Here is a 24,472-nt window from a genome sequence, read left to right on the forward strand (position 1 = left end):
AATGCCCAGAGTATCAATTATTGTGCCTGTATATAAAACTGAAAAATATATCAGAAGGTGTCTGGACTCTGTCGCGGGACAGACTCTGGATGATATAGAAATTATTTTGATCGATGATGGATCTCCGGATTCCTGCGGAGAAATTTGCGAGGAGTATAAGCGGAAAGACGGGCGGATTCGGGTGATCCATCAGAAAAACCAGGGAGTCAGCGCCGCGCGGAATGCCGGTCTGCAGATTGCGGCAGGCGAATACATCGGTTTTGTTGACAGTGATGATTTCATCGAAACAGATATGTATGAATATCTGCTTGCATTGGCGGACAGATATGACGCTGATGTGACGGGCTGCGAATTCTTCGAATGTTACGCGGGAAGAGAGATACATGTTAACAAAGAAATCCGCTGCGAAGTGCTGGATCGAATTCAGGGAATCCGGCAAGTTCTTGATTCCAGGACTTCAATGAATGTGGTGAACAAGATTTTCAGGAAGACGTTATTCGATGGAGTGATGTTTCGGGAAGGAAAGATTCTGGAAGATGCATATATTATCGTAGATCTGATGGCAAACGCAAATCGTTCCGTATTTACAGACGTTCAGAAATATTATTATTTCCACCGGGAAAACAGCATCACGACCCGTCCCTTTGATGCGCGGTTTTACGATGCGATTGAAGTTCATGACTATAATTACGGGATCGCTGTATCGGTGTCCGGAACTCTTGCGGAAAGTGCACAGCTCAGGAGATGCTGGGCAAGATTTTATGTACTGGACAAAATGATGAGCAGCGATGGATCCCATGACAGGGACAAAGAGCAGGAGTGCATCGATTTCCTGAAAAAGAACAGACATCTTATCCTGAATAATGATGTGTTCACCCGGGCAAGAAAGCTCGCTTTTATCGGCCTTCTTTTCAGCAGGCATATTTACAGAATACTGCTGAACTTAAATATCAGGAAGACGGGGCGAAACAATGGATAAAGAAATTAAAATATGTTTTGTTGTTCATAATTTTGCAGACTACGGAGGCGTGGGCGTGGTTGCAGCGAACCTTGCCGATGCATTTGCGGAACGATACAGCGTCAGTCTCGTCAGTCTGCTGGATGACGGACGTCCGGCCGCCTATCATCTGGCGGATCGCGTTCGGTATATCAAACTGCTGCGAGGTGAATTCCGGCTGCGGAATCAGCAGAGGAAACTGTTTAAAAAGATACGCCGCATGTTAAAAAAAGAAGAAATAGATGTTGCAGTTATTTTAGGGCATTATACCGGATTCCTGATGTCACCGGTCCGACCTTTTGTGAAGACGAGGTTCGTCTTTTGTGATCACGGAGCATTGATGAATCAATGGGACGATCGGAAAAACCGGGCGATGCGCCGACTTTCGGCAATGGTCTGTGATAAGGTGATTACTCTGACAGAGAGGACAAAAGAGGACTACATTAAACGGTTTCATATGAGGAGAGACAGGGTTGACTGTATTTATAACTGGATCGATCAGGAATTGTCAGAACCGGAAACCTATGACATCCAATCGAAACGAATTGTCTCGGCAGGAAGATTCGGGATTGAAAAGGGCTTCGATCTGATGGTGCGCATCTTTGAAATTGTGGTGCGCAGGCATCCGGACTGGCATCTGGATCTTTATGGTGACGGCGAGATGTTTGACGAGGTGGATGCCTATGTCCGGGAGCATAACCTGTCGGAGAATGTTCATCTGATGGGATTTTACGATAATGTCAGAGAAGTTTTCGGGAAGTATGCCTTTTATGTAATGCCGTCTTACCGGGAGGGACTGCCTGTCGTTCTGCTGGAAGCGAAGTGCTGCAGATTGCCAATCGTCAGTTTTGACATCCTGACCGGACCGGGAGAGATTATACGCGACGGCGTTGATGGCCTGCTGATTCCGCCGTATGATACAGAATGTTTCGCAGATGCGGTATCTTTTCTGATGGACAATCCGGAAAAAAGAAAGGAAATGTCCGGGCATTCACAGGAGAATCTGAATTTGTTTTCCAGAGAAACAATTTTCAGGCAGTGGGAGCAGCTGATTCTCTCTTTAGCAGACCGGCGTGGCCGGAGAGAATGATTGGACGGAAATTATATGAATGAGATACAAAGTGTTATTCTGGAAATTTTCAAATGTGTGGATGGAATATGTGTAAGAAATAATATTCCTTATTTCGCTATTGGCGGAACCTGTATCGGCGCGGTGCGGCATCAGGGGTTTATTCCCTGGGATGATGATCTGGATATCGCAGTTCCTGTTGAATATTTTGATGCATTTCTTGAGGCGGCGAGACGGGAACTTCCGGAATATTATTCGCTTCGGACAGGAGAGGAAACAGAGCATTACAGTATTGTTTTCCCTAAAATCATGGATGAACGAACTACATTTATTGAGGATGTGGAAAGGGAATATCCGGATTCCTATAAGGGAGTTTTTGTAGACGTAATGCCCTTGTCAGGGGTCCCCGAGAACCGTCTGATGCGAGGACTGTTCTATAAACGGGTTAACTTTGTGCGGGTGATGAATGTTATCCGGCGTTTTCCTGTTTCGTACCATGACCGCGTCTGGAAAAAAATTCTGGGTGCCTTTATGGTACCGTTTAAGAAAATAATTCCGTTTGACTTTTACGAAAGAAAGTGGTACAAAATCCTAAAGAAACGTCCTCTGAGCGGGTCTGAGATTACAGGATTTCTATGGGAATGGGCCGGTGAGTGCTACACGTTTAAGAGCCGCTGCTTTATCGAAGCAGCAACTATGAAATTTGAGGATACAGAGATCAGATGTCCGGCTCTGTGGGATGAGTATCTGCAGAAATATTTCGGTGACTATATGGAACTTCCGCCGGAGTCAAACCGGAAGAGAGTTCATAAGGGGGTCATTGACCTTACAAGACCCTACCGGGAATATCAGAAACTGTATGAGATAAATGGAAAGGCAGAATTTGAAAGAGATGATGGATAAGCTTCGCCTAAAATATCAGAGCCGGTCGGTACAGCTCCGTGCATCGTTCTGGTTTGTCGTCTGTTCCTTTCTGCAGAGGGCGATTTCTGTCATTACAACACCGGTATTCACACGTATTTTATCCACGGGTGAATATGGGGAATTTACAGTTTTCAATACATGGACAGGAATCGCTACGATTATTGTGACGCTGAATCTCTTCGCGGGAGTTTTCACTCAGGGGCTTGTGAAATTTGAAGAGGACAGGAAAATTTTCTGTTCGACTCTTCAGGGGCTGACGCTGACGCTGACGGTAGGCTGGACAGCGGTTTATTTGGCATTCCAGGATTTTCTGAATGATGCGATGTCGATGAATACAAAACAGGGTCTGATGATGCTCATTATAATATGGTCGTCTTCCGCTTTTCAGTTCTGGGCCGCGGAACAGCGTGTCCTCTACCACTATAAAGGGCTTGTGATGCTGACACTGGCGATTTCCGTGATGCAGCCTGCTGTCAGTATCCTTTTTATCCTGAGCTCAGATGATAAGGTGACGGCGAGAATCCTTGGCATTGCCCTTGTGAATGCGATCGGCTATACGTCATGTTTCGTGGCTCAGATGATACGGGGAAGAAAATTTTTCTCTTCAAAATACTGGAAATATGCGGTTATGTTTAATCTGCCTCTGATTCCGCACTATCTGTCGATTACTGTATTGACCAGCGCAGACCGCGTGATGATTGAAAGAATGGTGGGAGCGTCAGAGGCCGGAATATACGGTCTCGCGTATTCTCTGGCACAGATTATGACGCTGCTGAACACCTCTCTGGTTCAGGCGCTTGACCCCTGGCTGTATCAGCGGATTAAATATAATAGAATTAATGAGATGGCGAGAGTCGCCGATTACTGCGTTCTGTTGATTGCGCTGTTCAATCTGATTCTGATCGCGTTTGCACCGGAGGCGGTCCGCATTTTCGCACCTGAATCTTATTATGACGCCATTTGGGTCATTCCGCCTGTTGCAATGAGTACGGTGTTCATGTTCCTCTATGATCTGTTCGCAAAGTTTGAGTTCTATTATGAAAAACGCATGTTCATCATGGCTGCAAGCGTTATCGGAGCGATTCTTAATGTTGTACTGAATTTTATTTTCATACGCATTTTTGGATACTATGCGGCGGGATATACGACATTGTTCTGCTATTTTCTGTATGCGGCGGGTCATTACTTTGCCATGCGTCATATCTGCAATCAGTTCCTGGACCGTGTTCGTCCGTATAACATGAGGATAATCGCGATCGTGATTGTCGGATTCATGGGAGCGGGGTTTCTGCTGATGATGACCTACAGGAATATTTATATGCGATACGCCCTTGTTCTTGTTTTCTGTGCGGCAGCATATCTGGAACGAAACAGGATCCGCAGCCTGATCCGGGACCTGAGTGCAGCACAAAAAGAAGGAAGAAATGGATAAAAGGTTATTTCGGTTGATGAGGAGATAAATAGTATGAAACATGCATACCTGATTATGGCGCATAAGAATCTGAATCAGCTGCTGCGGCTGCTTCGTGCGCTTGATGATGCCCGTAATGGCATCTATCTTCATCTTGATTCCCGGTTCCGGGAAGCAGACGAAGTTGATTTTGCAGGATTTTTAAATTTTTCCTGTTTTCATAGCATTCCCCGACGAACCGTGGAATGGGGAAACTATGGTATAGTGCAGACAGAATTCGAACTGCTCCGGGCTGCTGTGGAGGAAGGTCCTTACAGATATTATCATCTTTTGTCCGGTCAGGATTTCCCTATTAAAAGTCAGAGTGATATCCATCACTTTTTTGACGGCCAGGATAAGGAATTTATTCATTTCGCAGATCCTTCCGGCTGGGATAGAGTGATGCAGATTCGCCTGAACCGATTTCGCAGACCGATTTACCAGATTTATCTTTTGTCGGAGTTTCTGAAGCGACGTATCGGGATCAGGCCGATGATAGATTTTGGATTTGGTTCAAATTGGTTCAGCATTACCGATAAATTTGCGAAAGATTTTCTTGCGAAACGCAGATGGGCGTCCCGGTACTTCATAAACTGTATTTGTCCGGACGAACTTGTTCTGCAGACCTTTGTTCTGACCTTCGGATATGAGAACCACCTGGCTGCTGCAGTCGGAACAGGTGATGAGACTGCCTCAAAGCGATGCATCGACTGGAATCGCGGCGGGGATAATCATCCCTATGTCTGGAGGGCAGCCGATTATCAGATCCTTGCGAACAGCAGTGCGATGTTCGCAAGGAAATTTGACACTGAAATTGATGAGGACATATTACGACGGATTGAAGAAACATTGTTGTGAGTCCTGCTGCCTTTCGCGGAGGGAGTCGGATTGGATCTGTACAGCGTAAGGGACGGGGACTGAAGTCGGGCGGCATACTGCTGCGGATCGTGAACATAAGTGTACCGCCCCGGCCCCAGAGCGGTTTGAAAAATGCCGGTACATATGATAGAATAAAAACAATCAGACAGAAAAAATGCGAGGAAGAAAATGGAATATATATCGTTTCAGGATCTGAAGTTTATTATCAAAAGGAATAAAAAAAAGATCTTCGCTGTGGCGGTAGTGGTTGCGCTTGCTGCCGGTGTGTATGAGGCCTGCTGCCTTGTAAAGGAGAACCAGTCCGCTGCTAACACAGGGAATGCGGATTACAGCAGCGAGCTGAAAACCTATAATGAGCAGAAAGCGGATCTGGCAGAAATCGCCGGCAACCTGCAGAAGTCGTATACATCCTATGCAAGAGCTTTAAAAGAAGATCCTGTAATGTCGATTGATCCTTATCATTGCAGTTACGACCGGATTATCTGTGTCTTCCGGGGCTCGGAAAATCGGAAAGGCGAGATGGTTTCAGCATGGCTCAGTAAAAAAAGCGCGAAGGAACTGTTCGGAAAGCAGTCCGAACTTTATCAGAAATACGCTGACAGCATTATCAACGTCTGGTCGATTGACTCGAAAAGCGTTGTTCTGGATATCTACAAGGTGGATGGCGTAAATCCGGACTTCACAGCGACAAAGGTTCGGCAGATTATTAAAAGCGAAGCGGACGAGAGCGGTATCGGCGGTCTGTCTGTGCAGGTCGTTAAAAAGAAAGACAGCTGCAATTCGGAGCTGTATGATTTTCAACTGGAAAATGCAGAGCGTCTGACGAGGCTTTCGACGCAGCTGAAATCTGTCCGGGAATCACTGAGGACACTGGAGGCTCCGTCGAAGGGGGACAGCATCGTGTCGAGGAAACATATGGCGGCAGCGATTCTGAAATACAGTATCCTTGGGCTGATTACAGGAATTCTGATCGGAATATTAGCTGTTTTATATCGTGTCCTGAACCGGGGGTACATCTTTTCCGGAAATCAGCTCAGAGACTGGATGGACGCAGATTGTCTGGCCTGCATTGATGGGGAAAACCTGGAACAGGCAGCCGTCGAAATCCATGAAAGCATAGGCCTGTATCTTGAAAAAGACGCCGGAATCATGATTTGTTCCGCAGAGAATTGCGGCATTGAAACCAGGCTTATGGAAATTCTGGAAAATCTGAATACATATCGTTATATCTTGTGCCGGGGAAGTGACCGGGGGAACTGATTCGTAAACTGGCTGACGCAGATGGCGTGATTCTGTGTGTGTCGAAAGGGAAGAGCCTGGAAAGTGAACTGAAAGAGACCGTGAAACGGATTCTTCATGCAGACAAAGCCTTGTTGGGCTATATTTACATTGATAAAATATAAACCGCGATGCGATGATAATGATGAAAACAAACGCAAATAAAGAATTACGCAGCATGGCGGGCAATCCGCTTTTCTTTCCCGTTACCGGTCTGGTTATCTTTCTTCTGGCAGGGAGCGTGTTCTTTATAACATTGAGAACCGGCGAATATAACGGAGCATTAGCTGCACTCATTATTGTATGGGGCTATTGTTTACTTTACGGGCTGGCGGATCTTTCAGCGCGCTTCAATTTCGCTGTGATGACTGCGATGATATTTGTATTTTTGCTCTCCAGACCGGTTATCGCCTGCCTTTACGGGCAGGACTGGTGCTATTGGAGCGACAGCACGATTTGCCGGAGCATGACGATCATTCTGCTGGGCCAGATTGCACTTTTCTGTGGAGCATTTTATATCGAAGGACTTGCCGGCGGAAGTGAAATAAAACATACTGCGGGAACTCTGCGAAACGAAGCGGAAATCGTCAGAGGACTGCGTTTTGCGCTTGCTGCAGTACTGCTCTTCACATGGACAGGGTGTATGGCAGCACAGATGTATTCCTATCTCAGTCTGCGAAATTACAGTTATGCAACCATGTATACGGGACTGGCACCTTCAGTGCCGTTCGTTTTCAGTCTGTTGTCTACCATATTCCCGTATGTGGTTTTTGCATATCTTGCGACGATGCCGGGAAAGAAAGCAAGTCTGATTGTGATGTCCGCCTATATTCTGACGGGAGTGCCGGTGTTTCTGCTGGGAAACAGGACCAGCCTCATTTCAAAGATTGTATTCTGCACAGTGTACTTCTTCATCCGTAACAAGCTGAGGGTAAATACAGGCAGATGGATTACACCCGCAATAAAGACGGCTTTCATTATTATGGTGGCTGCCTCCGTACTTTTCCTGGGGGTGATGAATTATTCCCGTGCGGATAAGGTGGCATCGCTGGAAACGTCGATGCCGATTGGTGTTGATTTTTTCTACCGACAGGGAACTACGTTTGACACGTTGTGTCAGGGCCTGGAATATCAGAACAGACTGGAATCACTTCCTCAGGCGGTCAGCTACACATTCGGTGATTTAATCGACTACGTGAAGCATAATCGTCTGACCAGGTATTTGTTCGGAGCAGATGATATCGGAACAAAAAACAGCATTAAAATTGTTGAAGAGAGTAACAGTCTGGCACATCGTCTGTCCTATGTGTGCCTTGGAGAAGCTTATTATTTGGAAGGACACGGACGAGGCTCCGTTTATCTGCTGGAAAATTATCTGGACTTTGGCTATCCGGGAGTGATCTGGTTTAACTTTCTTCTGGGAATGCTGATGAGCGGAACTGTCGCCATGATGAAACGCGGCCGCTTCCTGCTGAATCTGATTTTGCTGACCGTTTTATCAAAGGTATTTCTGATTGCAAGGTCATCATCGAGCAGTTTTTTGCTGTTTCTGGTCACGCCCCATTTCTGGATCGTTGTCCTGGGCGTTCTGCTGGCGTCAAGACTTTCTGTCAGACTCCGCTCGCCCTCTGAAGATAAATCAGCGGTGATGCTGCGCACTGGAAGAAGACGTAATGTGATAGGAGGAGAAACGGACAGAGAACTGTTCGTGAAAGATAACAGATGAAGATTGTACTCACAGGTGGAGCGGGATATATCGGGACTCATACAGCTGTTGTCCTGCTGCAGAATGGAAATGACGTTATTACGGTAGATAATTATTCGAACAGCACAGAAGAGGCGCTCAGACGCGTTATGCTTATCACGGGAAAACCTCTGATTATGTATGACTGCGATCTCAGAGATGAACGGAAACTGGAGAGGATATTCAGAGAAAACGGTCCTGTCGACTGCGTGATTCATTTCGCCGGTTATAAATCCGTGGGAGAATCTGTCACGCATCCGATTGAATATTATGAGAACAACATTCATGGAACTTTGTCGCTGATAAAATGCATGCGGGCCAATTCCGTCGGAAGTCTGATTTTTTCTTCTTCGGCTACAGTCTATGGAATGGAAAATCTAAGCCCCTGCCGTGAATCGATGCCAAGGGGACACTGTATTAATCCATATGGTTGGACGAAGTGGTTCAGCGAGCAGATTATTGAAGACACGGTAAAAGCAGACCGAAGCTTTTCGGCGGTGATCCTGCGATACTTTAATCCGGCCGGCGCACATGAATCAGGTCTGATCGGGGAAGAACCGAATGGCATTCCGAATAATCTTATGCCGTACATCACACAAACCGCTGCCGGAAAACGGGAAAAGCTTATTATTTTCGGAAACGATTACAGCACACCGGACGGCACATGCAGGAGAGATTTCATTCATGTGATGGATCTTGCGGAAGCGCATATGAAGGCGGCGGAGTATCTGATGAAACACGACGGACTGGAAATATTCAATATCGGGACGGGAATGCCCTACAGCGTTCTGGAAGTGGTCGATATGTTCCAGACAGCAAACTGTGTGAGTGTACCATATGAATTCGGAAACCGCCGGGAGGGGGATATTCCTGAGTGCTGGGCGGATGTGAAAAAAGCTGATGAGCAGCTGGGATGGAAAGCTCGCCGGAGCCTGAGCGATATGTGTGTCGATGCATGGAACTGGCAGAGGAAGAATCCCGACAGCTATTAATATGTGCATTGGCAGCAGACCGTGAAAATATAAAGGGGGCGTACTCAGTGTTTCAGAAAATTGTCGGTTATTTTCAATTTTACAGTGCGGAATCAGAAGAAAAATCAGGTCACGTTAAATATGCAGCCGCCGTATTCTGCTTCGTGATCATATTCAGCCTGTCTGTGATCCTGCATATTGACAAATCCGTGTTTTATGATACATCTACAGTCTTTATGAGCATACTGGACTCTCTGCATAGGATGGGTGTTGCGCAGATTGCGCTGATCGATGCGGCGCTGCTCGCTGCTGTTCTCTGTCTGCGGGAGAAAAGAAACCTCGAAGCGAAAAGCAACTGGTACATCAGTCTGTTTTGGTACACTTGGAATATCCTGTTTGTCACGGCAGGGCTGACTCATAATATCGGCAGCGGATATCTGTTGTCCCAGGTGATCATTATGATCGCGATTCCGTTACTGTACCGGAAGCGAAAGGTCGGTGGGATTGCGGAACTGCTTGATTCAGCTGCAATGGCGGTTATTGCTGTTATGCTTGCTGTTACAGTGATTCATATGATCTGCTTTCCGTATGGATATATCACTCACTACATTGTGAATGATGACGGAAGCAGAACCGCATGGCAGCTCTGGTCAACTTATCTGAACCGGTACCGGGGAATTACTTCGAATCCTAATATTTTAGGCGAATTTATGACGATGGGAATCTTATCCTCTCTTTACCTTATTTACAGAGATACCGGAAAGAAATATATTCTGTATGCGATTGTTCTGGGCTTCTGTATCGGGCAGGCTGTCATGAGTATCAGCAGAACCGCACTTCTGTCAGAAATTCTGCTGTTTGTCGCATGGATGATTCTATACGGCAAAAGCAGAAAGGGGTTCCGGAAATTTCTGCTCATCCTGCTGATAGCGGTTCTTTCAGCTCTGCTGACCTATTTTATAATAAATCGCGGAACAGACAATTACGGATTGCTCAGTTCCCTGCAGGCACCTGTGGCAGTTTATGCTGCAGATGGCTCAAGTATCACACAAAGGCTTGAAAAATCAACCGATCTGAACACATTCTCCTCAGGCCGGATTGAAATATGGAAAATTTATCTGGACCATCTCAATATGGGAGGACACGATGTGTCCTATTCTTATCCCATCCGTGTCATGAATACCCTCGGAAACGGTTATAACTATTACAGTCTTGCGCATAATGTCGCATTGGAATATGCGTATCGATGCGGAATTCCCACCGGCATATTGTTTCTGGCTCAGGAAATTCTGAGTTTTGCGTTCTGCATACGCGTGATATTTATGCGCAGGAACAAAATGAAGGACGAATATGTTTTTTCGGTACTCGCGATTACGGCTTTTCTGGTTACGGGAAGTCTGGAACCGATTTCAGAAGTATTTACCAGGCCGCTTCTTCTGCTCTACTATCTCGCGCTTCTCCCGGTTTTTGCTTGGGGAGTAATACAGGATGAGTCGGACAGTCGGTATGTAGGAACACATGATGCCGCCCGCAGACGGACGGAGGTGCAGGTATGAGGGATCTGCCTCTGAATAAAAAGATCATCCTGCTGGCGGTTCTGGCTTTGTTTGCGGTGTGTCTTGCCTTTGACATCCGGAGCGGAATCGACACGCACCGAGCGAAGGAAATTAAGAAAGCGCAGGCAGAATACAATATGACCGGAGTCCGGGGATGCTCAGATATCGTGCTGATTAACACCGGGATGAAGGACGCCCGGGACATCGCTGATAAGGATATTCAGAATATTATGGTCGTGTCCTTTGAGGATGACGCCCGGAAGGCTATCCAACTGACTTCCCTGAAACGGATGACCTACGTTCCCGGAGCCACCGGAAAGACGGGTACGGCTTTGTACAAAAAATATTCCGCCGCGCATCCTGAAAACCTGCTGGATGCGGTTCAGACCATGACCGGGTTCCGGACCGATGCGTATCTGGCGATTAACGACAGAGCCATAATCAGGATGGTTCGCAAGATCGGCGTTATACAGCTGAATATCGACAGCGATGAGATCGCGGAGCTCAACCGGTACCAGAAAATCCTTGCGCGAAAGTTTCACCTTGCGGATTATACTGAGATTACGCAGCCGGGAATCCAGCCGGTGAACGCGCTTCAGGCGGCGGCGTATGCGCAGATCGGTTCCAATGCTCCGGAAAAAAGCAGCAGCGACCGCCACGCCCGCACAGTTGTCCGGAAAATTATCAGGGCGATTCATGGCTGCAGCATGGCAGATATGGAAGAATACCGCCACATTCTGATGAAGGGGGACAACAATTTCAGGAGCGAGTATTCCATGCAGGTCGCGGCACGGCTGGAGGCGTATAAACTGCAGCATGCTGTACGGTGGCCGCAGATCTTTGAACGTCACACTTATCACGGTACCAGATATGTGTTCCCGGTGACCGCGGTTTCCAACGCCCGGCATCTGCAGATTGATCTGTTTGAAGGAACAGAGTTTAAGGCTGCGCGGGAGATGCGCATATATGACAGAAAGATCCGGGAGGCACTGAAAGATATTGAAGCCATTCGCGCTGAGAAGGAGGCTGCGCGAAAGGCGAAGGAAAAAGCGGAGAAGGAGGCCGCAGAAAAAGCCGCTAAGGAGAAGGCGGCTGCGGAATCAAAGCAGAATAAGTCGAAAAACGGTTCAGGCGGAAGCTCCGGCAGAGGGAAAAAGAAACCGGGCGGAGACAGCGGGAACAGCAGTTCCGGAAACTCCGGCGGCGGTGGATCCGGAGGAAGCGGAGGCTCCGGAAACGGAAATTCAGGAGGCGGCAGCGGATCCGGTGAGGAACCCGGCGGAGGCGGTGAAACTCCGGGTGATGAAGCTTCAGGCGGCATATAGATGAGCCTGAAACAGAATGCGTGTTCCGTCGGCATTCCGGCTTGTAGCTGCCTTCTGGAGAGTGGCCTGCATTTCTGCAGGGAGCGGGAGTCGCACTCTTCGGAAATCAAGGTCGATAATCACAAAAACTTGTGGTATTACACCAAAACATACACTGCCTTTTTGCAGACTGAAAACAAGTTAAAAAAAGGTAAAATAAAATCAAAAAAAGCGGTTGACTAAGAGGTAAACAGATGGTAATATATTAAATGTTCGCGGCACACGCGAGCACGGAAACCTTGAAAAATGAAGGGTTCCGGAAGAACCTAGAAAACCACATAGACAGGAAACGAAAGTCAAACAAGACAAAAAGAAACAGGTTGAAAAACCTTGGATCATGTACCAAATGATCCCCAAGATTTCCTAAAACAGTAATACGGTAACAGAAACAACTGTAGAAACAGACGTTAGCGTCTGACCGGATTAAACGGAAGGAAAAAGATAGTAAGCCGAAAGGCTTAATATACCATTTTCATTAAGAGTTTGATCCTGGCTCAGGATGAACGCTGGCGGCGTGCTTAACACATGCAAGTCGAGCGAGAAATCGCGGAAGGAAGCTTCGGTAGAATTCCGGGATGGAAAGCGGCGGACGGGTGAGTAACGCGTGGGAAACCTGCCCTTGACAGGGGGACAGCCGAGGGAAACTTCGATTAATACCCCATAACGCAGAGAGACCGCATGGTCCATCTGCCAAAGATTTATCGGTCAGGGATGGTCCCGCGTCTGATTAGCTGGTTGGTGAGGCAGCGGCTCACCAAGGCGACGATCAGTAGCCGGCCTGAGAGGGTGAACGGCCACATTGGAACTGAGACACGGTCCAGACTCCTACGGGAGGCAGCAGTGGGGAATATTGCACAATGGGCGCAAGCCTGATGCAGCAACGCCGCGTGAAGGAGGAAGGCCTTCGGGTCGTAAACTTCTGTCCAAAGGGAAGAAGAATGACGGTACCTTTGGAGGAAGCCCCGGCTAACTACGTGCCAGCAGCCGCGGTAACACGTAGGGGGCGAGCGTTATCCGGAATTACTGGGCGTAAAGAGTGCGTAGGTGGCTTTGCAAGCGTAGGGTATAAGGCGACAGCCCAACTGTCGTTGGCCCCGCGAACTGTAAGGCTTGAGTACAGGAGGGGAAGGCGGAATTCCTAGTGTAGCGGTGAAATGCGTAGATATTAGGAGGAACACCGGTGGCGAAGGCGGCCTTCTGGACTGTAACTGACACTGAGGCACGAAAGCGTGGGTAGCAAACAGGATTAGATACCCTGGTAGTCCACGCCGTAAACGATGAGCACTAGGTGTCGGGCTCGCAAGAGTTCGGTGCCGGAGCAAACGCATTAAGTGCTCCGCCTGGGGAGTACGCACGCAAGTGTGAAACTCAAAGGAATTGACGGGGACCCGCACAAGCAGCGGAGCATGTGGTTTAATTCGAAGCAACGCGAAGAACCTTACCAGGGCTTGACATCCCTCTGAAAGGCCGGGTAATGCCGGTCCCCTCTTCGGAGCAGAGGAGACAGGTGGTGCATGGTTGTCGTCAGCTCGTGTCGTGAGATGTTGGGTTAAGTCCCGCAACGAGCGCAACCCCTGCCATTAGTTGCCATCATTCAGTTGGGCACTCTAGTGGGACTGCCGGGGACAACCCGGAGGAAGGCGGGGATGACGTCAAATCATCATGCCCCTTATGTCCTGGGCGACACACGTGCTACAATGGCCGTCACAGAGGGAGGCGAAGGCGCGAGCCGGAGCGAAACCCTAAAGGCGGTCCCAGTTCGGACTGCAGGCTGAAACCCGCCTGCACGAAGCCGGAGTTGCTAGTAATCGCGGATCAGAATGCCGCGGTGAATGCGTTCCCGGGTCTTGTACACACCGCCCGTCACACCATGGAAGCCGGGGGTGCCCGAAGTCGGTCGAAAAGGCTGCCTAAGGCAAAACCGGTGACTGGGGTGAAGTCGTAACAAGGTAGCCGTATCGGAAGGTGCGGCTGGATCACCTCCTTTCTAGGGAGACACGTTTGCTGTCTATGGGTTTACTGAGGTAAGCCCCATGGCGAGAGCCATGGAGATAAGGGGAATTAGCTCAGATGGGAGAGCACCTGCTTTGCACGCAGGGGGTCAAGGGTTCGAATCCCTTATTCTCCACCATTAGCCGAAGAGGCTGATGAAGGCGGGCCGGAAAAGGAGGCCTGCGGAAGTACCTTGAAAATCGAACAATGGAAAATGCAAACAATGCATCACAGAAAAGAGATCGAGATGAAATATCGTATAGGTATTAGCGAAGAAGCTAAGCAAATAGGGTAAGAAATCTACGATTTCAACCGAGAAGCCAAGAAAGCGAAAAACAGGAAAAGTTTTTTGACAAAGAAAGCCCATACATGAGCGCCATGTATGGCAGCCAAGGAGAACCGTATGAAGCGCGAAAGCGCGGCATACAGGAAAAGGCCAAGCAAAGAAGGGCATAAGGCGGATGCCTTGGCACTGGGAGCCGAAGAAGGACGTGACAAGCTGCGAAAAGCTGCGGGAAGGAGCACATATCCGGTGATCCGCAGATATCCGAATGGGGGAACCCGCCTGAGGTAATGCTCAGGCATAGTCATGCGAGTAAAGTAGTATGACATAAGGCAACGCGGGGAACTGAAACATCTAAGTACCCGCAGGAAGAGAAAGCAAACGCGATTTCCCAAGTAGCGGCGAGCGAACGGGAAAGAGGCCAAACCGGGTGCTTGCACCCGGGGTTTAGGACCATCAGAAGACAGTAACATCCTAGTGGAACATGACTGGAAAGTCAGAGCGAAGAGGGTAAAACTCCCGTAGACGAAAGGATGAGCTGCAGGATGGGATCCGGAGTAGGGCCGGACACGTGAAACCCGGTCTGAAGAAGGGGGGACCACCCTCCAAGCCTAAATACTACCCAGTGACCGATAGAGAAGAGTACCGTGAGGGAAAGGTGAAAAGAACCCCGGGAGGGGAGTGAAAGAGAACCTGAAACCTTATGCCTACAATCGGAGGGAGCGAAAGTGACCTCGTACTTTTTGTAGAACGGGCCAACGAGTTATGGTGTGCAGCGAGGTTAAGGTGCTGGAGCACCGGAGCCGAAGGGAAACCGAGTCTTAACCGGCCGCAGTTGCATGCTGTAGACCCGAAACCGGGTGACCTATCCATGTGCAGGTTGAAGTGTCCGTAAAAGGACATGGAGGACCGAACCCGTATCTGTTGAAAAAGGTTGGGATGACGTGTGGATAGCGGTGAAATTCCAATCGAACCCGGAGATAGCTGGTTCTCCCCGAAATAGCTTTAGGGCTAGCCTCGTGGAAAGATGCCTGGGGGTAGAGCACTGAATGTTCTAGGGGCCTTCACCGGTTACCGAAAACTATCAAACTCCGAATACCAGAGCATCATACACGGGAGTCAGACCATGTGAGATAAGTTTCATGGTCGAAAGGGAAACAGCCCAGACCGCCGGCTAAGGTCCCGAAATTCAGGTTAAGTGGAAAAGGATGTGGGGTTGCTTGGACAGCTAGGATGTTGGCTCAGAAGCAGCCATTCATTCAAAGAGTGCGTAATAGCTCACTAGTCGAGTGACCCTGCGCCGAAGATGAACGGGGCTGAAACCTGATACCGAAGCCGCGGATACTGAGAAGTATGGTAGGGGAGCATCGTGTGCAGGCAGAAGCGGAATTGAAAGAGACCGTGGACAGTACACGAGAGAGAATGTTGGCATGAGTAGCGCAAGGCAGGTGAGAATCCTGTCCACCGAAAATCCAAGGTTTCCTGAGGAAGGTTCGTCCACTCAGGGTTAGTCGGGTCCTAAGGCGAGGGCGAAAGCCGTAGTCGATGGAAAACAGGCAGAGATTCCTGTACCACCGAAGGTCGCAGAGTGAAGCGGGGACACGGAAGGATAGGCTGAGCGCGCCGCTGGTCGAGCGCGTCCAAGCGTTGAGGGAGCATGAGCAGGGAAGTCCGTTCATGTGGAACTGAGGCGTTAAGGGGAGGCAAGAGAGCCGGAAGCAGCCGATTTCACGCCGTCAAGAAAAGCCGCTGGCGAGACCCAAGGTGCCCGTACCGCAAACCGACACAGGTAGATGAGGAGAGAATCCTAAGGTGAGCGAGAGAACCATTGTCAAGGAACTCGGCAAAATGACCCCGTAACTTCGGGAGAAGGGGTACCACGGAGACGTGGTCGCAGTGAAAAGGCCCAGGCAACTGTTTACCAAAAACACAGGTCTCTGCGAAAGCGAAAGCTGAAGTATAGGGGCTGACGCCTGCCCGGTGCTGGAAGGTTAAGGGAAAGTGTCAGAGCAATCGAAGCACGGAACTGAAGCCCCAGTAAACGGCGGCCGTAACTATAACGGTCCTAAGGTAGCGAAATTCCTTGTCGGGTAAGTTCCGACCCGCACGAAAGGCGTAATGATCTGGGCGCTGTCTCGACAATGGACTCGGTGAAATTGTAGTGCCGGTAAAGATGCCGGCTACCCGCAGCAGGACGGAAAGACCCCATGGAGCTTCACTGCAGCCTGATATTGAGCCTCGGCGCTGCATGTACAGGATAGGTGGGAGACTATGAATTAAGTACGCCAGTATTTAAGGAGTCATCGTTGGGATACCACCCTTGCAGCGTTGGGGTTCTAACCGTGCGTCGTAAGCCGGCGCCGGGACAGTGGCAGGCGGGCAGTTTGACTGGGGCGGTCGCCTCCTAAAGAGTAACGGAGGCGCCCAAAGGTTCCCTCAGCGCGGACGGAAATCGCGCGAAGAGTGCAAAGGCAGAAGGGAGCTTGACTGCGAGACAGACAGGTCGAGCAGGGACGAAAGTCGGGCTTAGTGATCCGGTGGTTCCGAGTGGAAGGGCCATCGCTCAACGGATAAAAGCTACCCTGGGGATAACAGGCTGATACCCCCAAGAGTTCACATCGACGGGGGTGTTTGGCACCTCGATGTCGGCTCGTCTCATCCTGGGGCTGGAGTAGGTCCCAAGGGTTGGGCTGTTCGCCCATTAAAGAGGTACGCGAGCTGGGTTCAGAACGTCGTGAGACAGTTCGGTCCCTATCCGCTGTGGGCGTTGGAGATCTGAGTGGGGCTGTCCTTAGTACGAGAGGACCGGGACGGACTTGCCTCTGGTGCACCAGTTGTTCTGCCAAGGGCACAGCTGGGTAGCTACGCAGGGACGGGATAAGCGCTGAAAGCATCTAAGTGCGAAGCCCTCCACGAGAAGAGATCTCCCCCGCAAGGTAAGGTCCGTGGGAGACTACCACGTTGATAGGTCGGAGGTGTAAGTACGGCAACGTATTGAGCTGACCGATACTAATAGACCGAAAGCTTGGCCGGAAGGCATTCCGGAATGTGATGAAGAAGCAGGAACCATTGTTCGGTTTTGAGGGTACCAGCTCTCAGAAGAACTGAATCCGGTGGCAATAGCGAGGAGGTCACACCTGTTCCCATCCCGAACACAGAAGTTAAGCTCTTCAGCGCCGATGATACTTGGCGGGTGACTGCCCGGGAAAGTAGGACGCTGCCGGTTCGGTTCTTCTTCATTATATGGCCCCATGGTCAAGCGGTTAAGACACCGCCCTTTCACGGCGGTAACTCGAGTTCGATTCTCGATGGGGTCACCACACGGCAGGATCTTTCACGGATCCTGTTTTTTTGTTCAGATATATGGTATACTATAACCTGACGGAGGAACTTTTTTATGGAAATTACACTGATCATAATGGCAGCAGGAATCGGATCCCGATATAAAGGCGGAATCAAGCAGCTGGAGGCGATGGATGATCAGGGTAGAATCATTATCGATTATTCTGTCTATGATGCGGTTGAGGCCGGATTCAACCACATTATCTTTGTGATCCGCAGGGAGATTGAAGACGATTTCCGGTGCATTATCGGAAACAGGATTGAGCGTCTGTACTGTGAACGGGGCGTCCGGTTTGAATACGCCTTTCAGGCGCTGGAAGACATTCCTCAGGGACACAGTGTCCCCGCCGGCCGTGTCAGACCCTGGGGGACCGGTCAGGCTGTTCTGTCCTGCCGGGAGTTGGCCAGCGGTCCCTTTGCGGTGATCAACGCGGACGATTATTACGGCAGGGATGCGTTTCAGCTTCTGGCGCATTACCTGGCCGAAGACCCGAAGGAGGCGGAGGCCTGCCTGATCGGATTTGTGCTGAAAAACACTCTGAGCGAAAACGGGGGCGTGACCCGGGGAATATGCGATGCGGACGGACAGGGCATGCTCCGGAGCATTCGGGAGACCTACAACATCCGCAGGACGGGCGGGATGATCGTCTCGGACAGCGGAGTTCTGGATCCGGACGCCGTCGTTTCAATGAATATGTGGGGCTTCGGTGCGGATTTTATGCGCGTGCTGGGCAGGGAGTTCACCTCGTTTCTCGACAGCGGTGAGGATCTTGCAGAGCAGGAGTTTCTGATTCCGAAGATTGTCGGGAGACTTCTGGAACAAAAGAAAATTCGCGTGCACGTCCGACGGACGCGCGACAGATGGTTCGGCATTACCTACAAAGAGGACCTTGAGCCGGTCAGGGACGAATTCACCAGACTTCTTGCCCGGGGGGAATATCGTCCGCGGTAATCCTTAGGCTGCATGCTTTGTCTTATACAAAATAAAGTCCGCCGCGAATCCCAAATCACAGAATTTTTCTGAAAAGTATTGCGTTCCCCTTTACGGGATAGTATATAATAAATCCCGATAATCGATAAGGAGGAAGCAAATATGTCTTATAATTTTGACAATATGGCGCTTACGGATCGTCTGAACCGGCTGAAATCGGCGTATCTGAAAGCGGTTCCGAGCATCAGTACAGATCGCGCCGTCGCGTTCACGGAGGTTGCGAAGGAATATCCGGATCTGCCGGCGAATCTCCGGATCGCGAAGAGCTTCCGCCGCGCCTGCGAGACAGCGCCCCTGCTGATTCAGGAGGGTGAACTTATCGTGGGGAATCCGTGCGGAAAACCGCGGGCGGGAGCTTTGTCCCCGGACATCGCATGGGAATGGCTTGAGGAGGAGCTGGACGACATCGGAACACGTCCGCAGGATCCCTATTATATCAGCGAGGAGGACAAAAAACTCATGAGGGAGGAGATTTTCCCGTTCTGGAAGGGAAAATCTCTTTGCGAGGCCTGTGAGGAAAAACTCAGGGAAACTGACCCGCTTCTCTATGAATACGGCGTTGAGGCCGCGATTACGGACCTGACCTATCATATGACCAGCGGAGGAGGGGACAGCAGTCCCGGCTTCGATATTATTTTGTTCCCCAAGGGCATAAACGGCATTCTGGCGGAGGCACAGGAGCATCTGAAGGCGCTGCGCCCCGAGGACCCAGAATACGATACCGAGAGGGCCTTTTATGAATCATCCGTCGAGATCTGCCGCGGCGTTCTGGCGTATGCGGGACGGCTCAGCGACTATGCGCTGGAGCTGGCGGAAAAGGAAAAGGATCCGGCACGCCGCGATGAACTGAAAAAAATCGCGGAGATCAACCGGCGTGTGCCGGCCGAACCGCCGGAGACCTTCTGGGAGGCGCTGCAGGCGGTCTGGACGGTGGAATCTCTGTTCTCGCTGGAGGCGAACCAGTGCAGCACATCGCTGGGGCGCATTGACGAATACATGTATCCGTGCTATCAGCGCAGTATTGAATCCGGGGAACTCACGGAAGAGGAGGCGTTCGAGCTGTTCGGCTGTTTCATGCTGAAGTGCTCAGAGGTCATCTGGTATACACCCGGTGCGACTGCTAAATATTTCGCCGGATACATGCCGTTCCTGAACATGACGGTGGGCGGCGTCGGAAGAGACGGGGGAGACGTCTGCAATGACCTGACTTTCCTGGTCATGGAGGTTGTGCGCAAAATCAAGATGTATCAGCCGACGCTGGCCTGCAGGGTGCATAACGCCTCATCGCATCGCTATCTGGATAAAATCGTGGACGTGATCCGCGCGGGCGGCGGTATGCCGGCGGTGCATTTTGACGATGCGCATACACGGATGATGCTGCGCAAAGGATATGATCTCAGGGACGCCCGGGATTACAGCATGATGGGCTGCGTGGAACCTCAGAAAAACGGACGGGTTCATCAGTGGACTGCCGGCGGATTCACGCAGTGGCCGGCCTGCATTGACATGGCGATGCATAACGGCGCGCTGCCTTCCTGCGGAGAGCGCCGCTGGCTGGATACCGGTGACGTCAGCGAGTTTGACACCTTTGAAAAGTTTGAGACTGCGGTGAGGAGGCAGCTGGACTTCTTAATCGACGTCAACTGCCGCGGCAGCAATGTTGTGGAGGAAGTGTTCAGCAGGGTCACTCCGACGCCGTATATGTCCATATTCATCGACGGATGCATGCAGAACGGCAAAGACGTTATGCAGGGCGGAGCGGTGATGTATGAAGGTCCCGGAAGCATTTTCGCGGGGCTGGGCACCTATGCGGACAGCATGGCCGCAGTGAAAAAGGTCGTATATGAGGACAGGCTCTGCACGCTGGCCGAGCTGAAACAGGCGATGGACGCCGACTGGGTCGGCTTTGAGAAGCTGCGGAAGGCCTGCGTGGATGCGCCGAAATACGGAAATGATGATGACTATGCGGACCGGTTTGCAAGGGAGATCATCGATTACACGGAGGAAAAAATGAATTCCTATCCGTCGCTCTACGCCCGTCACATTCACGGAACGCTTTCCCAGTCGTTCAATACGCCGCTGGGGGAGATGGTGGGCGCGACGCCGGACGGACGGGGCTCCGGAGAACCGCTGTCTGACGGCATGAGCCCGTCGCAGGGAAGAGACCGGAAAGGCCCGACCGCGGTGATTAAGTCTGTGTCCCGCCTGAACTGCGAGTCGATGAGTCTCGGAATGTCTCATAACTTCAAGTTCTCTCCGGCCTTTCTGGACACGAAGGAGGGGAGGACCGGAGCGGTCACGCTGCTGAAAACGGCCAGCCTCCTGGGGAATGCACAAATGCAGTTCAACTGCGTCGATGACCGGGAGCTGATCGACGCCAGAGAGCATCCGGAAAAGCATCGTGATTTAATCGTCCGGGTCGCCGGATACTCGGCTTTCTTTACTGAACTCTGTCCGGAGGTGCAGAACGAGATTATCAGCCGTACCGAAATCGACCGGAACTGATGTCTATCTTTCTGAAACTTTTTTGACGCACCAGACCCTCCCGAAACCGTTAAATAATCTAGCGCGTCTTCGAATGTAACAAAATACCCTGTAACCGTTACGGCTACAGGGTTTTCTAATGCGCGATGAGGGACTTGAACCCCCACGGTCTCCCACCAGAACCTAAATCTGGCGCGTCTGCCAGTTCCGCCAATCGCGCGAGTGACCACGATGTAAATTCTAACAAAATCAGAGGGATGTGTCAAGGAAAATAGGGAAATGAAGGGCGGTCGAAAAACAGGGGATGGGCGACCGGGCCGCCCCGGTTATCCGGAACGACCCGACGGTTATCTCTTTCGACACGAACGGTTATCCCACGCAACTCGAACAGTTATCGGGAACAGATGTTCGGTTACCGGAATGGAAAAATATAGAAAAATTATTCCAGACGAAGCACGTTAGTCCATGAAAAATATTTGGTCGGGGCGATGGAGATCTCGGTTCCGGAGCTGTCGCCGGATTTGCCGTCGCGGTCGTCATGGGCGGCAACGGAAAGAACATTTCCGTATTTGTCTTTTTCTCCGGTATAGATCTCTACATGGCGGGAGGGATTGATCAGGATGTCGCCGCGTTTCAGCTTGCTGATGGAGAGACGGCCCTTGTCCTTCCAACCGGCTTTTTTCAGTGTATTATAAAGGGTCGTGCAGCCGCCGCTGTGAGAGCAGTAGGCGTTCATGACGGAGGAGCCTCCGTAGCCGTGAGCGACAGCAGCTGCTACAAAGGAAGCGCAGTCGTAATCGCGGGAGGCTTTGCTGCCGTGGCAGAAGTAGCAGAAGCGATCGACTTTGGCGTTGATATTCGTTCCCATACTGTATCCGAACCGGTTGTCTCTGGCGATTTTTTCTGCCCAGACCACCATTCCTTCCAGCGTACCTGTGACCTGAACCTTTACCTTGGCATAAGCGGCGGATTTACCGGATGCGGCCTTCGCCCTGGCGGTGATGGTGGCGGTGCCGATACCTACCGCTTTGACCGCACCGGAGGAAGAGACTGTGGCGACGGATTTCTTGGAAGAGGTCCACTTGATCGTCATGTCACCGGCCTGACTTGCAGTCGCACTGAGCTGGATTGCTTTTCCCTGTTTGATAGTCTGCTGCTTCGTGGTTGACAGCGTCACCTTGGTCGGATACTGAGGAATTACCGTGATTTTAATCGAGGCCGCAGCTGCCCTTTTTCCTTTCTCCGCCTTTGCGGATGCGGTGATGGTGGCGGTGCCTTCTTTTTTCTTCGCCGTAACGGTACCGTCGGAGCTGACCTTGGCGATGGAAGTGTCAGAGGATTTCCAGGTGAGGGAAGTGTCTCCCGCCTCGTCTGTCTGTGCGGTCAGGGAGATTTTGTCCCCGGTGACCAGTGTCTGAGAGGACTGGAGGATGGAAACATTAGTCGGGTATTTCGGAATCACGCGTACGGAGATCGATTTGCGGAGTCCGTTGTGGGCGACTGCGGTGATGGTGGTGGTACCGGCTTTCTTTCCGGTAACGACGCCGTTCTTTACGGAGATGATCTTATCGTTTTTGATTGACAGTTTAACTTTATGGTCAACTGATCCGTTGGCCCTGGCTGCGATTTTCGCGGTTTCTCCGACTACGATTGTGGTCGGTTTCCGGGTGAAGGTGATGGCGGTCGCGTTTTTCTTTCCGGGACGCACGGAAACAGAAGACGCTTTTCCGGCCTTCTTTTTGTAATAAGCTCTGACCTTGATGCGGTAGCTCCGCTTTTTCAGCCTGAGCTTTGCGCTCGTTTTCGTTACGGTTTTAACTTTCTTATACTTTCCGAATTTTCCCTTTGCGACGTAGACCTTATACCGGGTGGCTGTTTTGGAGCCTGCGGCTTTCCATTTCAGTCTGACGATGCGCCGGGTCTTTTTCTCCTTCTTGCTGAGTCCCTTTGTGGAAATCTCTGCGTTCAGGTTAATGACACGAACATCTGCTGATGAAGTTTTCTTCTTAGCGCTTTTTTTGGAGGCGGCGTATGCCGGATCTGTCAGGAGCGGGAAAAAGGCCAGTGTAACGGCAAAAATGAGCGCAATAAACAGCGCCTTCGACAAAAAAGTTTTCGGTGAATTGTGATAAACCATATCGTACCTCAATCATTATATGATTCTGTTCAGCGTGCCGCCCTCGATATAGCTTGCGAGGTTCGCCGCGCTTACATCAACGACTTTCTGCCGGGTTTCTCTGGGCATCCACGCGATGTGCGGCGTTACGATGCAGTTCGGCGCGCCGATCAGCGGGTGAGGGCGGACCGGCGGTTCTGTTTCCAGAACGTCGATGCCTGCGCCTGCCAGCTTGCCGCTGCGGAGCGCTTCCAGAACGTCGTCCGTCTGAATCAGTCCGCCTCGGGCGGTGTTGATCAGAATGGCGCCGTCTTTCATTCCGGCAATGAAATCTCTGTTGATCAATCCATGATTTTCGGAGTTCAGCGGGCAGTGGAGTGTGAGAATATCCGATTTACGCGCGGCTTCAGGATCGCGGCTGTAAATGTTTACCGTCATACCGAACGCTTCCGCAATGCGGGCGACACGTCTTCCGATGCGTCCGTACCCGACAATGCCGAGGCTCTTTCCGTCCAGCAGCGAGATGGGCTCGCGCATGTAACAGAAGTCCGGACTGTCGTACCAGTCTCCCTGAAGCACGGAACGGTGATAACTGCCGACGTGGTTCGTGAGTTCCAGGATCAGAGCGAATGCGTGCTGTGCTACCGCCTCGGTAGAATAGGCCGGATTGTTGGTCACGGCGATGCCGTGTGCCTTCGCGGCCGCGATGTCTACGTGGTCGTAGCCGGTTGCCGTCACGCCGATGTATCGGAGGCGTGGGAGGGCATCCATAATTTCCCCTGTAATGACGCACTGACTGACATAGATTCCATCCATGTCCCGGCTCCGCCGGATGATCTGCTCGTCGGAAGTTCTGTCGTAGCATACCAGATCGCATAACTTCTCCAGCGGATCCCAGCTGAGATCTCCCGGGTTGATGCTGTAACCGTCCAGAATTGCTACCTTCATCTTCTCTCCAGTGCCGAAATTTGGTTTACATAATTTTCAATGCAGTTGACAATAACTTATGTAACGATTATTATACCACAGATT

The 24,472-nt window shown here is 50.7% G+C and carries 14 protein-coding genes, 3 tRNA genes and 3 rRNA genes; 17 read left to right on the forward strand and 3 right to left on the reverse strand.

Annotation, left to right across the window (positions count from 1 at the left end):
* Position 1 precedes the first annotated feature (1 nt).
* The 17 genes from BHK98_RS00870 to cutC all read left to right on the forward strand — a co-directional run bounded on the left by BHK98_RS00870 (position 2) and on the right by cutC (position 21,345).
* On the forward strand, positions 2–979 hold the full coding sequence (locus BHK98_RS00870) for a glycosyltransferase (RefSeq protein WP_075711794.1): 978 nt from the start codon (positions 2–4) through the stop codon (positions 977–979).
* On the forward strand, positions 972–2,087 hold the full coding sequence (locus BHK98_RS00875; protein ID WP_075711795.1) for a glycosyltransferase family 4 protein: 1,116 nt from the start codon (positions 972–974) through the stop codon (positions 2,085–2,087). Before BHK98_RS00870 ends, BHK98_RS00875 begins: the two co-directional genes overlap by 8 nt.
* Positions 2,088–2,969, forward strand: coding sequence for a LicD family protein (locus tag BHK98_RS00880; protein ID WP_075711796.1), 882 nt, complete (start codon positions 2,088–2,090; stop codon positions 2,967–2,969).
* Positions 2,959–4,422, forward strand: coding sequence for a lipopolysaccharide biosynthesis protein (locus tag BHK98_RS00885; RefSeq protein ID WP_075714876.1), 1,464 nt, complete (start codon positions 2,959–2,961; stop codon positions 4,420–4,422). The genes BHK98_RS00880 and BHK98_RS00885 overlap by 11 nt, the downstream gene beginning before the upstream one ends.
* A gap of 33 nt (positions 4,423–4,455) precedes the next feature.
* Positions 4,456–5,298 carry a beta-1,6-N-acetylglucosaminyltransferase gene (locus tag BHK98_RS00890; protein WP_075711797.1) on the forward strand — a complete coding sequence of 281 codons (843 nt, stop codon included), beginning with the start codon at positions 4,456–4,458 and terminating at the stop codon, positions 5,296–5,298.
* A gap of 189 nt (positions 5,299–5,487) precedes the next feature.
* Positions 5,488–6,579 (forward strand): hypothetical protein, encoded by a 1,092-nt coding sequence (locus tag BHK98_RS00895; protein WP_075711798.1) that lies wholly within the window; start codon positions 5,488–5,490, stop codon positions 6,577–6,579.
* 160 nt (positions 6,580–6,739) lie between these two features.
* Positions 6,740–8,323: an O-antigen polysaccharide polymerase Wzy family protein gene (locus BHK98_RS00900; protein ID WP_075711799.1), complete on the forward strand. Its 1,584-nt coding sequence runs from the start codon at positions 6,740–6,742 to the stop codon at positions 8,321–8,323.
* Positions 8,320–9,333 (forward strand): UDP-glucose 4-epimerase GalE, encoded by a 1,014-nt coding sequence (gene galE / locus BHK98_RS00905; RefSeq protein ID WP_075711800.1) that lies wholly within the window; start codon positions 8,320–8,322, stop codon positions 9,331–9,333. Before BHK98_RS00900 ends, galE begins: the two co-directional genes overlap by 4 nt.
* A gap of 47 nt (positions 9,334–9,380) precedes the next feature.
* The gene (locus BHK98_RS00910) at positions 9,381–10,868 is read left to right on the forward strand and encodes an O-antigen ligase family protein (protein ID WP_143404507.1); all 1,488 of its coding nucleotides are present in this window, start codon (positions 9,381–9,383) and stop codon (positions 10,866–10,868) included.
* Complete coding sequence (locus BHK98_RS00915) at positions 10,865–12,193, forward strand: LCP family glycopolymer transferase (protein WP_075711802.1); 1,329 nt, start codon at positions 10,865–10,867, stop codon at positions 12,191–12,193. Before BHK98_RS00910 ends, BHK98_RS00915 begins: the two co-directional genes overlap by 4 nt.
* A gap of 510 nt (positions 12,194–12,703) precedes the next feature.
* Positions 12,704–14,219 (forward strand): 16S ribosomal RNA (locus BHK98_RS00925).
* Positions 14,220–14,287: 68 nt separating this feature from the next.
* Positions 14,288–14,363 (forward strand) — tRNA-Ala (locus BHK98_RS00930).
* A gap of 295 nt (positions 14,364–14,658) precedes the next feature.
* Positions 14,659–17,540: ribosomal RNA gene (locus BHK98_RS00935) — 23S ribosomal RNA — on the forward strand.
* Positions 17,541–17,616: 76 nt separating this feature from the next.
* Positions 17,617–17,733: ribosomal RNA gene (rrf, locus tag BHK98_RS00940) — 5S ribosomal RNA — on the forward strand.
* The 16S, 23S and 5S rRNA genes sit together here with 2 tRNA genes alongside, the layout of an rRNA operon.
* 19 nt (positions 17,734–17,752) lie before the next feature.
* Positions 17,753–17,827, forward strand: a tRNA-Glu gene (locus tag BHK98_RS00945).
* 77 nt (positions 17,828–17,904) lie between these two features.
* Entirely contained in the window at positions 17,905–18,801 is an 897-nt protein-coding gene (locus tag BHK98_RS00950) for a hypothetical protein (RefSeq protein WP_075711804.1), read from the forward strand.
* 141 nt (positions 18,802–18,942) lie between these two features.
* Positions 18,943–21,345 carry a choline trimethylamine-lyase gene (gene cutC, locus BHK98_RS00955; RefSeq protein WP_075711805.1) on the forward strand — a complete coding sequence of 801 codons (2,403 nt, stop codon included), beginning with the start codon at positions 18,943–18,945 and terminating at the stop codon, positions 21,343–21,345.
* Positions 21,346–21,464: 119 nt separating this feature from the next.
* On the opposite strand, the gene BHK98_RS00960 is transcribed toward cutC, so the two are convergent.
* From BHK98_RS00960 to BHK98_RS00970, 3 genes are all read right to left on the reverse strand, one after another.
* Positions 21,465–21,544 (reverse strand) — tRNA-Leu (locus BHK98_RS00960).
* A gap of 219 nt (positions 21,545–21,763) precedes the next feature.
* Positions 21,764–23,461, reverse strand: a complete 1,698-nt coding sequence (locus tag BHK98_RS00965; RefSeq protein WP_075711806.1) for an Ig-like domain-containing protein — start codon at positions 23,459–23,461, stop codon at positions 21,764–21,766.
* A gap of 15 nt (positions 23,462–23,476) precedes the next feature.
* A complete protein-coding gene (locus tag BHK98_RS00970) occupies positions 23,477–24,388 on the reverse strand; it encodes a D-2-hydroxyacid dehydrogenase (protein WP_075711807.1) in 912 nt (303 codons plus the stop codon).
* Between the last annotated feature and the right edge of the window lie 84 nt (positions 24,389–24,472).

The organism is Hornefia porci (genome assembly GCF_001940235.1).
Lineage (GTDB): Bacteria > Bacillota > Clostridia > Peptostreptococcales > Anaerovoracaceae > Aminicella > Aminicella porci.

Bases quoted from the DNA above. Each gene is read 5' to 3' on its own strand.
- BHK98_RS00890 (WP_075711797.1), top strand. From the start codon at position 4,456: ATGAAACATGCATACCTGATTATGGCGCATAAGAATCTGAATCAGCTG.
- BHK98_RS00965 (WP_075711806.1), bottom strand. From the start codon at position 23,461: ATGGTTTATCACAATTCACCGAAAACTTTTTTGTCGAAGGCGCTGTTT.
- BHK98_RS00870 (WP_075711794.1), top strand. From the start codon at position 2: ATGCCCAGAGTATCAATTATTGTGCCTGTATATAAAACTGAAAAATAT.
- BHK98_RS00970 (WP_075711807.1), bottom strand. From the start codon at position 24,388: ATGAAGGTAGCAATTCTGGACGGTTACAGCATCAACCCGGGAGATCTC.
- BHK98_RS00885 (WP_075714876.1), top strand. From the start codon at position 2,959: ATGATGGATAAGCTTCGCCTAAAATATCAGAGCCGGTCGGTACAGCTC.
- BHK98_RS00915 (WP_075711802.1), top strand. From the start codon at position 10,865: ATGAGGGATCTGCCTCTGAATAAAAAGATCATCCTGCTGGCGGTTCTG.
- cutC (WP_075711805.1), top strand. From the start codon at position 18,943: ATGTCTTATAATTTTGACAATATGGCGCTTACGGATCGTCTGAACCGG.
- BHK98_RS00895 (WP_075711798.1), top strand. From the start codon at position 5,488: ATGGAATATATATCGTTTCAGGATCTGAAGTTTATTATCAAAAGGAAT.
- galE (WP_075711800.1), top strand. From the start codon at position 8,320: ATGAAGATTGTACTCACAGGTGGAGCGGGATATATCGGGACTCATACA.
- BHK98_RS00875 (WP_075711795.1), top strand. From the start codon at position 972: ATGGATAAAGAAATTAAAATATGTTTTGTTGTTCATAATTTTGCAGAC.
- BHK98_RS00900 (WP_075711799.1), top strand. From the start codon at position 6,740: ATGATGAAAACAAACGCAAATAAAGAATTACGCAGCATGGCGGGCAAT.
- BHK98_RS00950 (WP_075711804.1), top strand. From the start codon at position 17,905: ATGGAAATTACACTGATCATAATGGCAGCAGGAATCGGATCCCGATAT.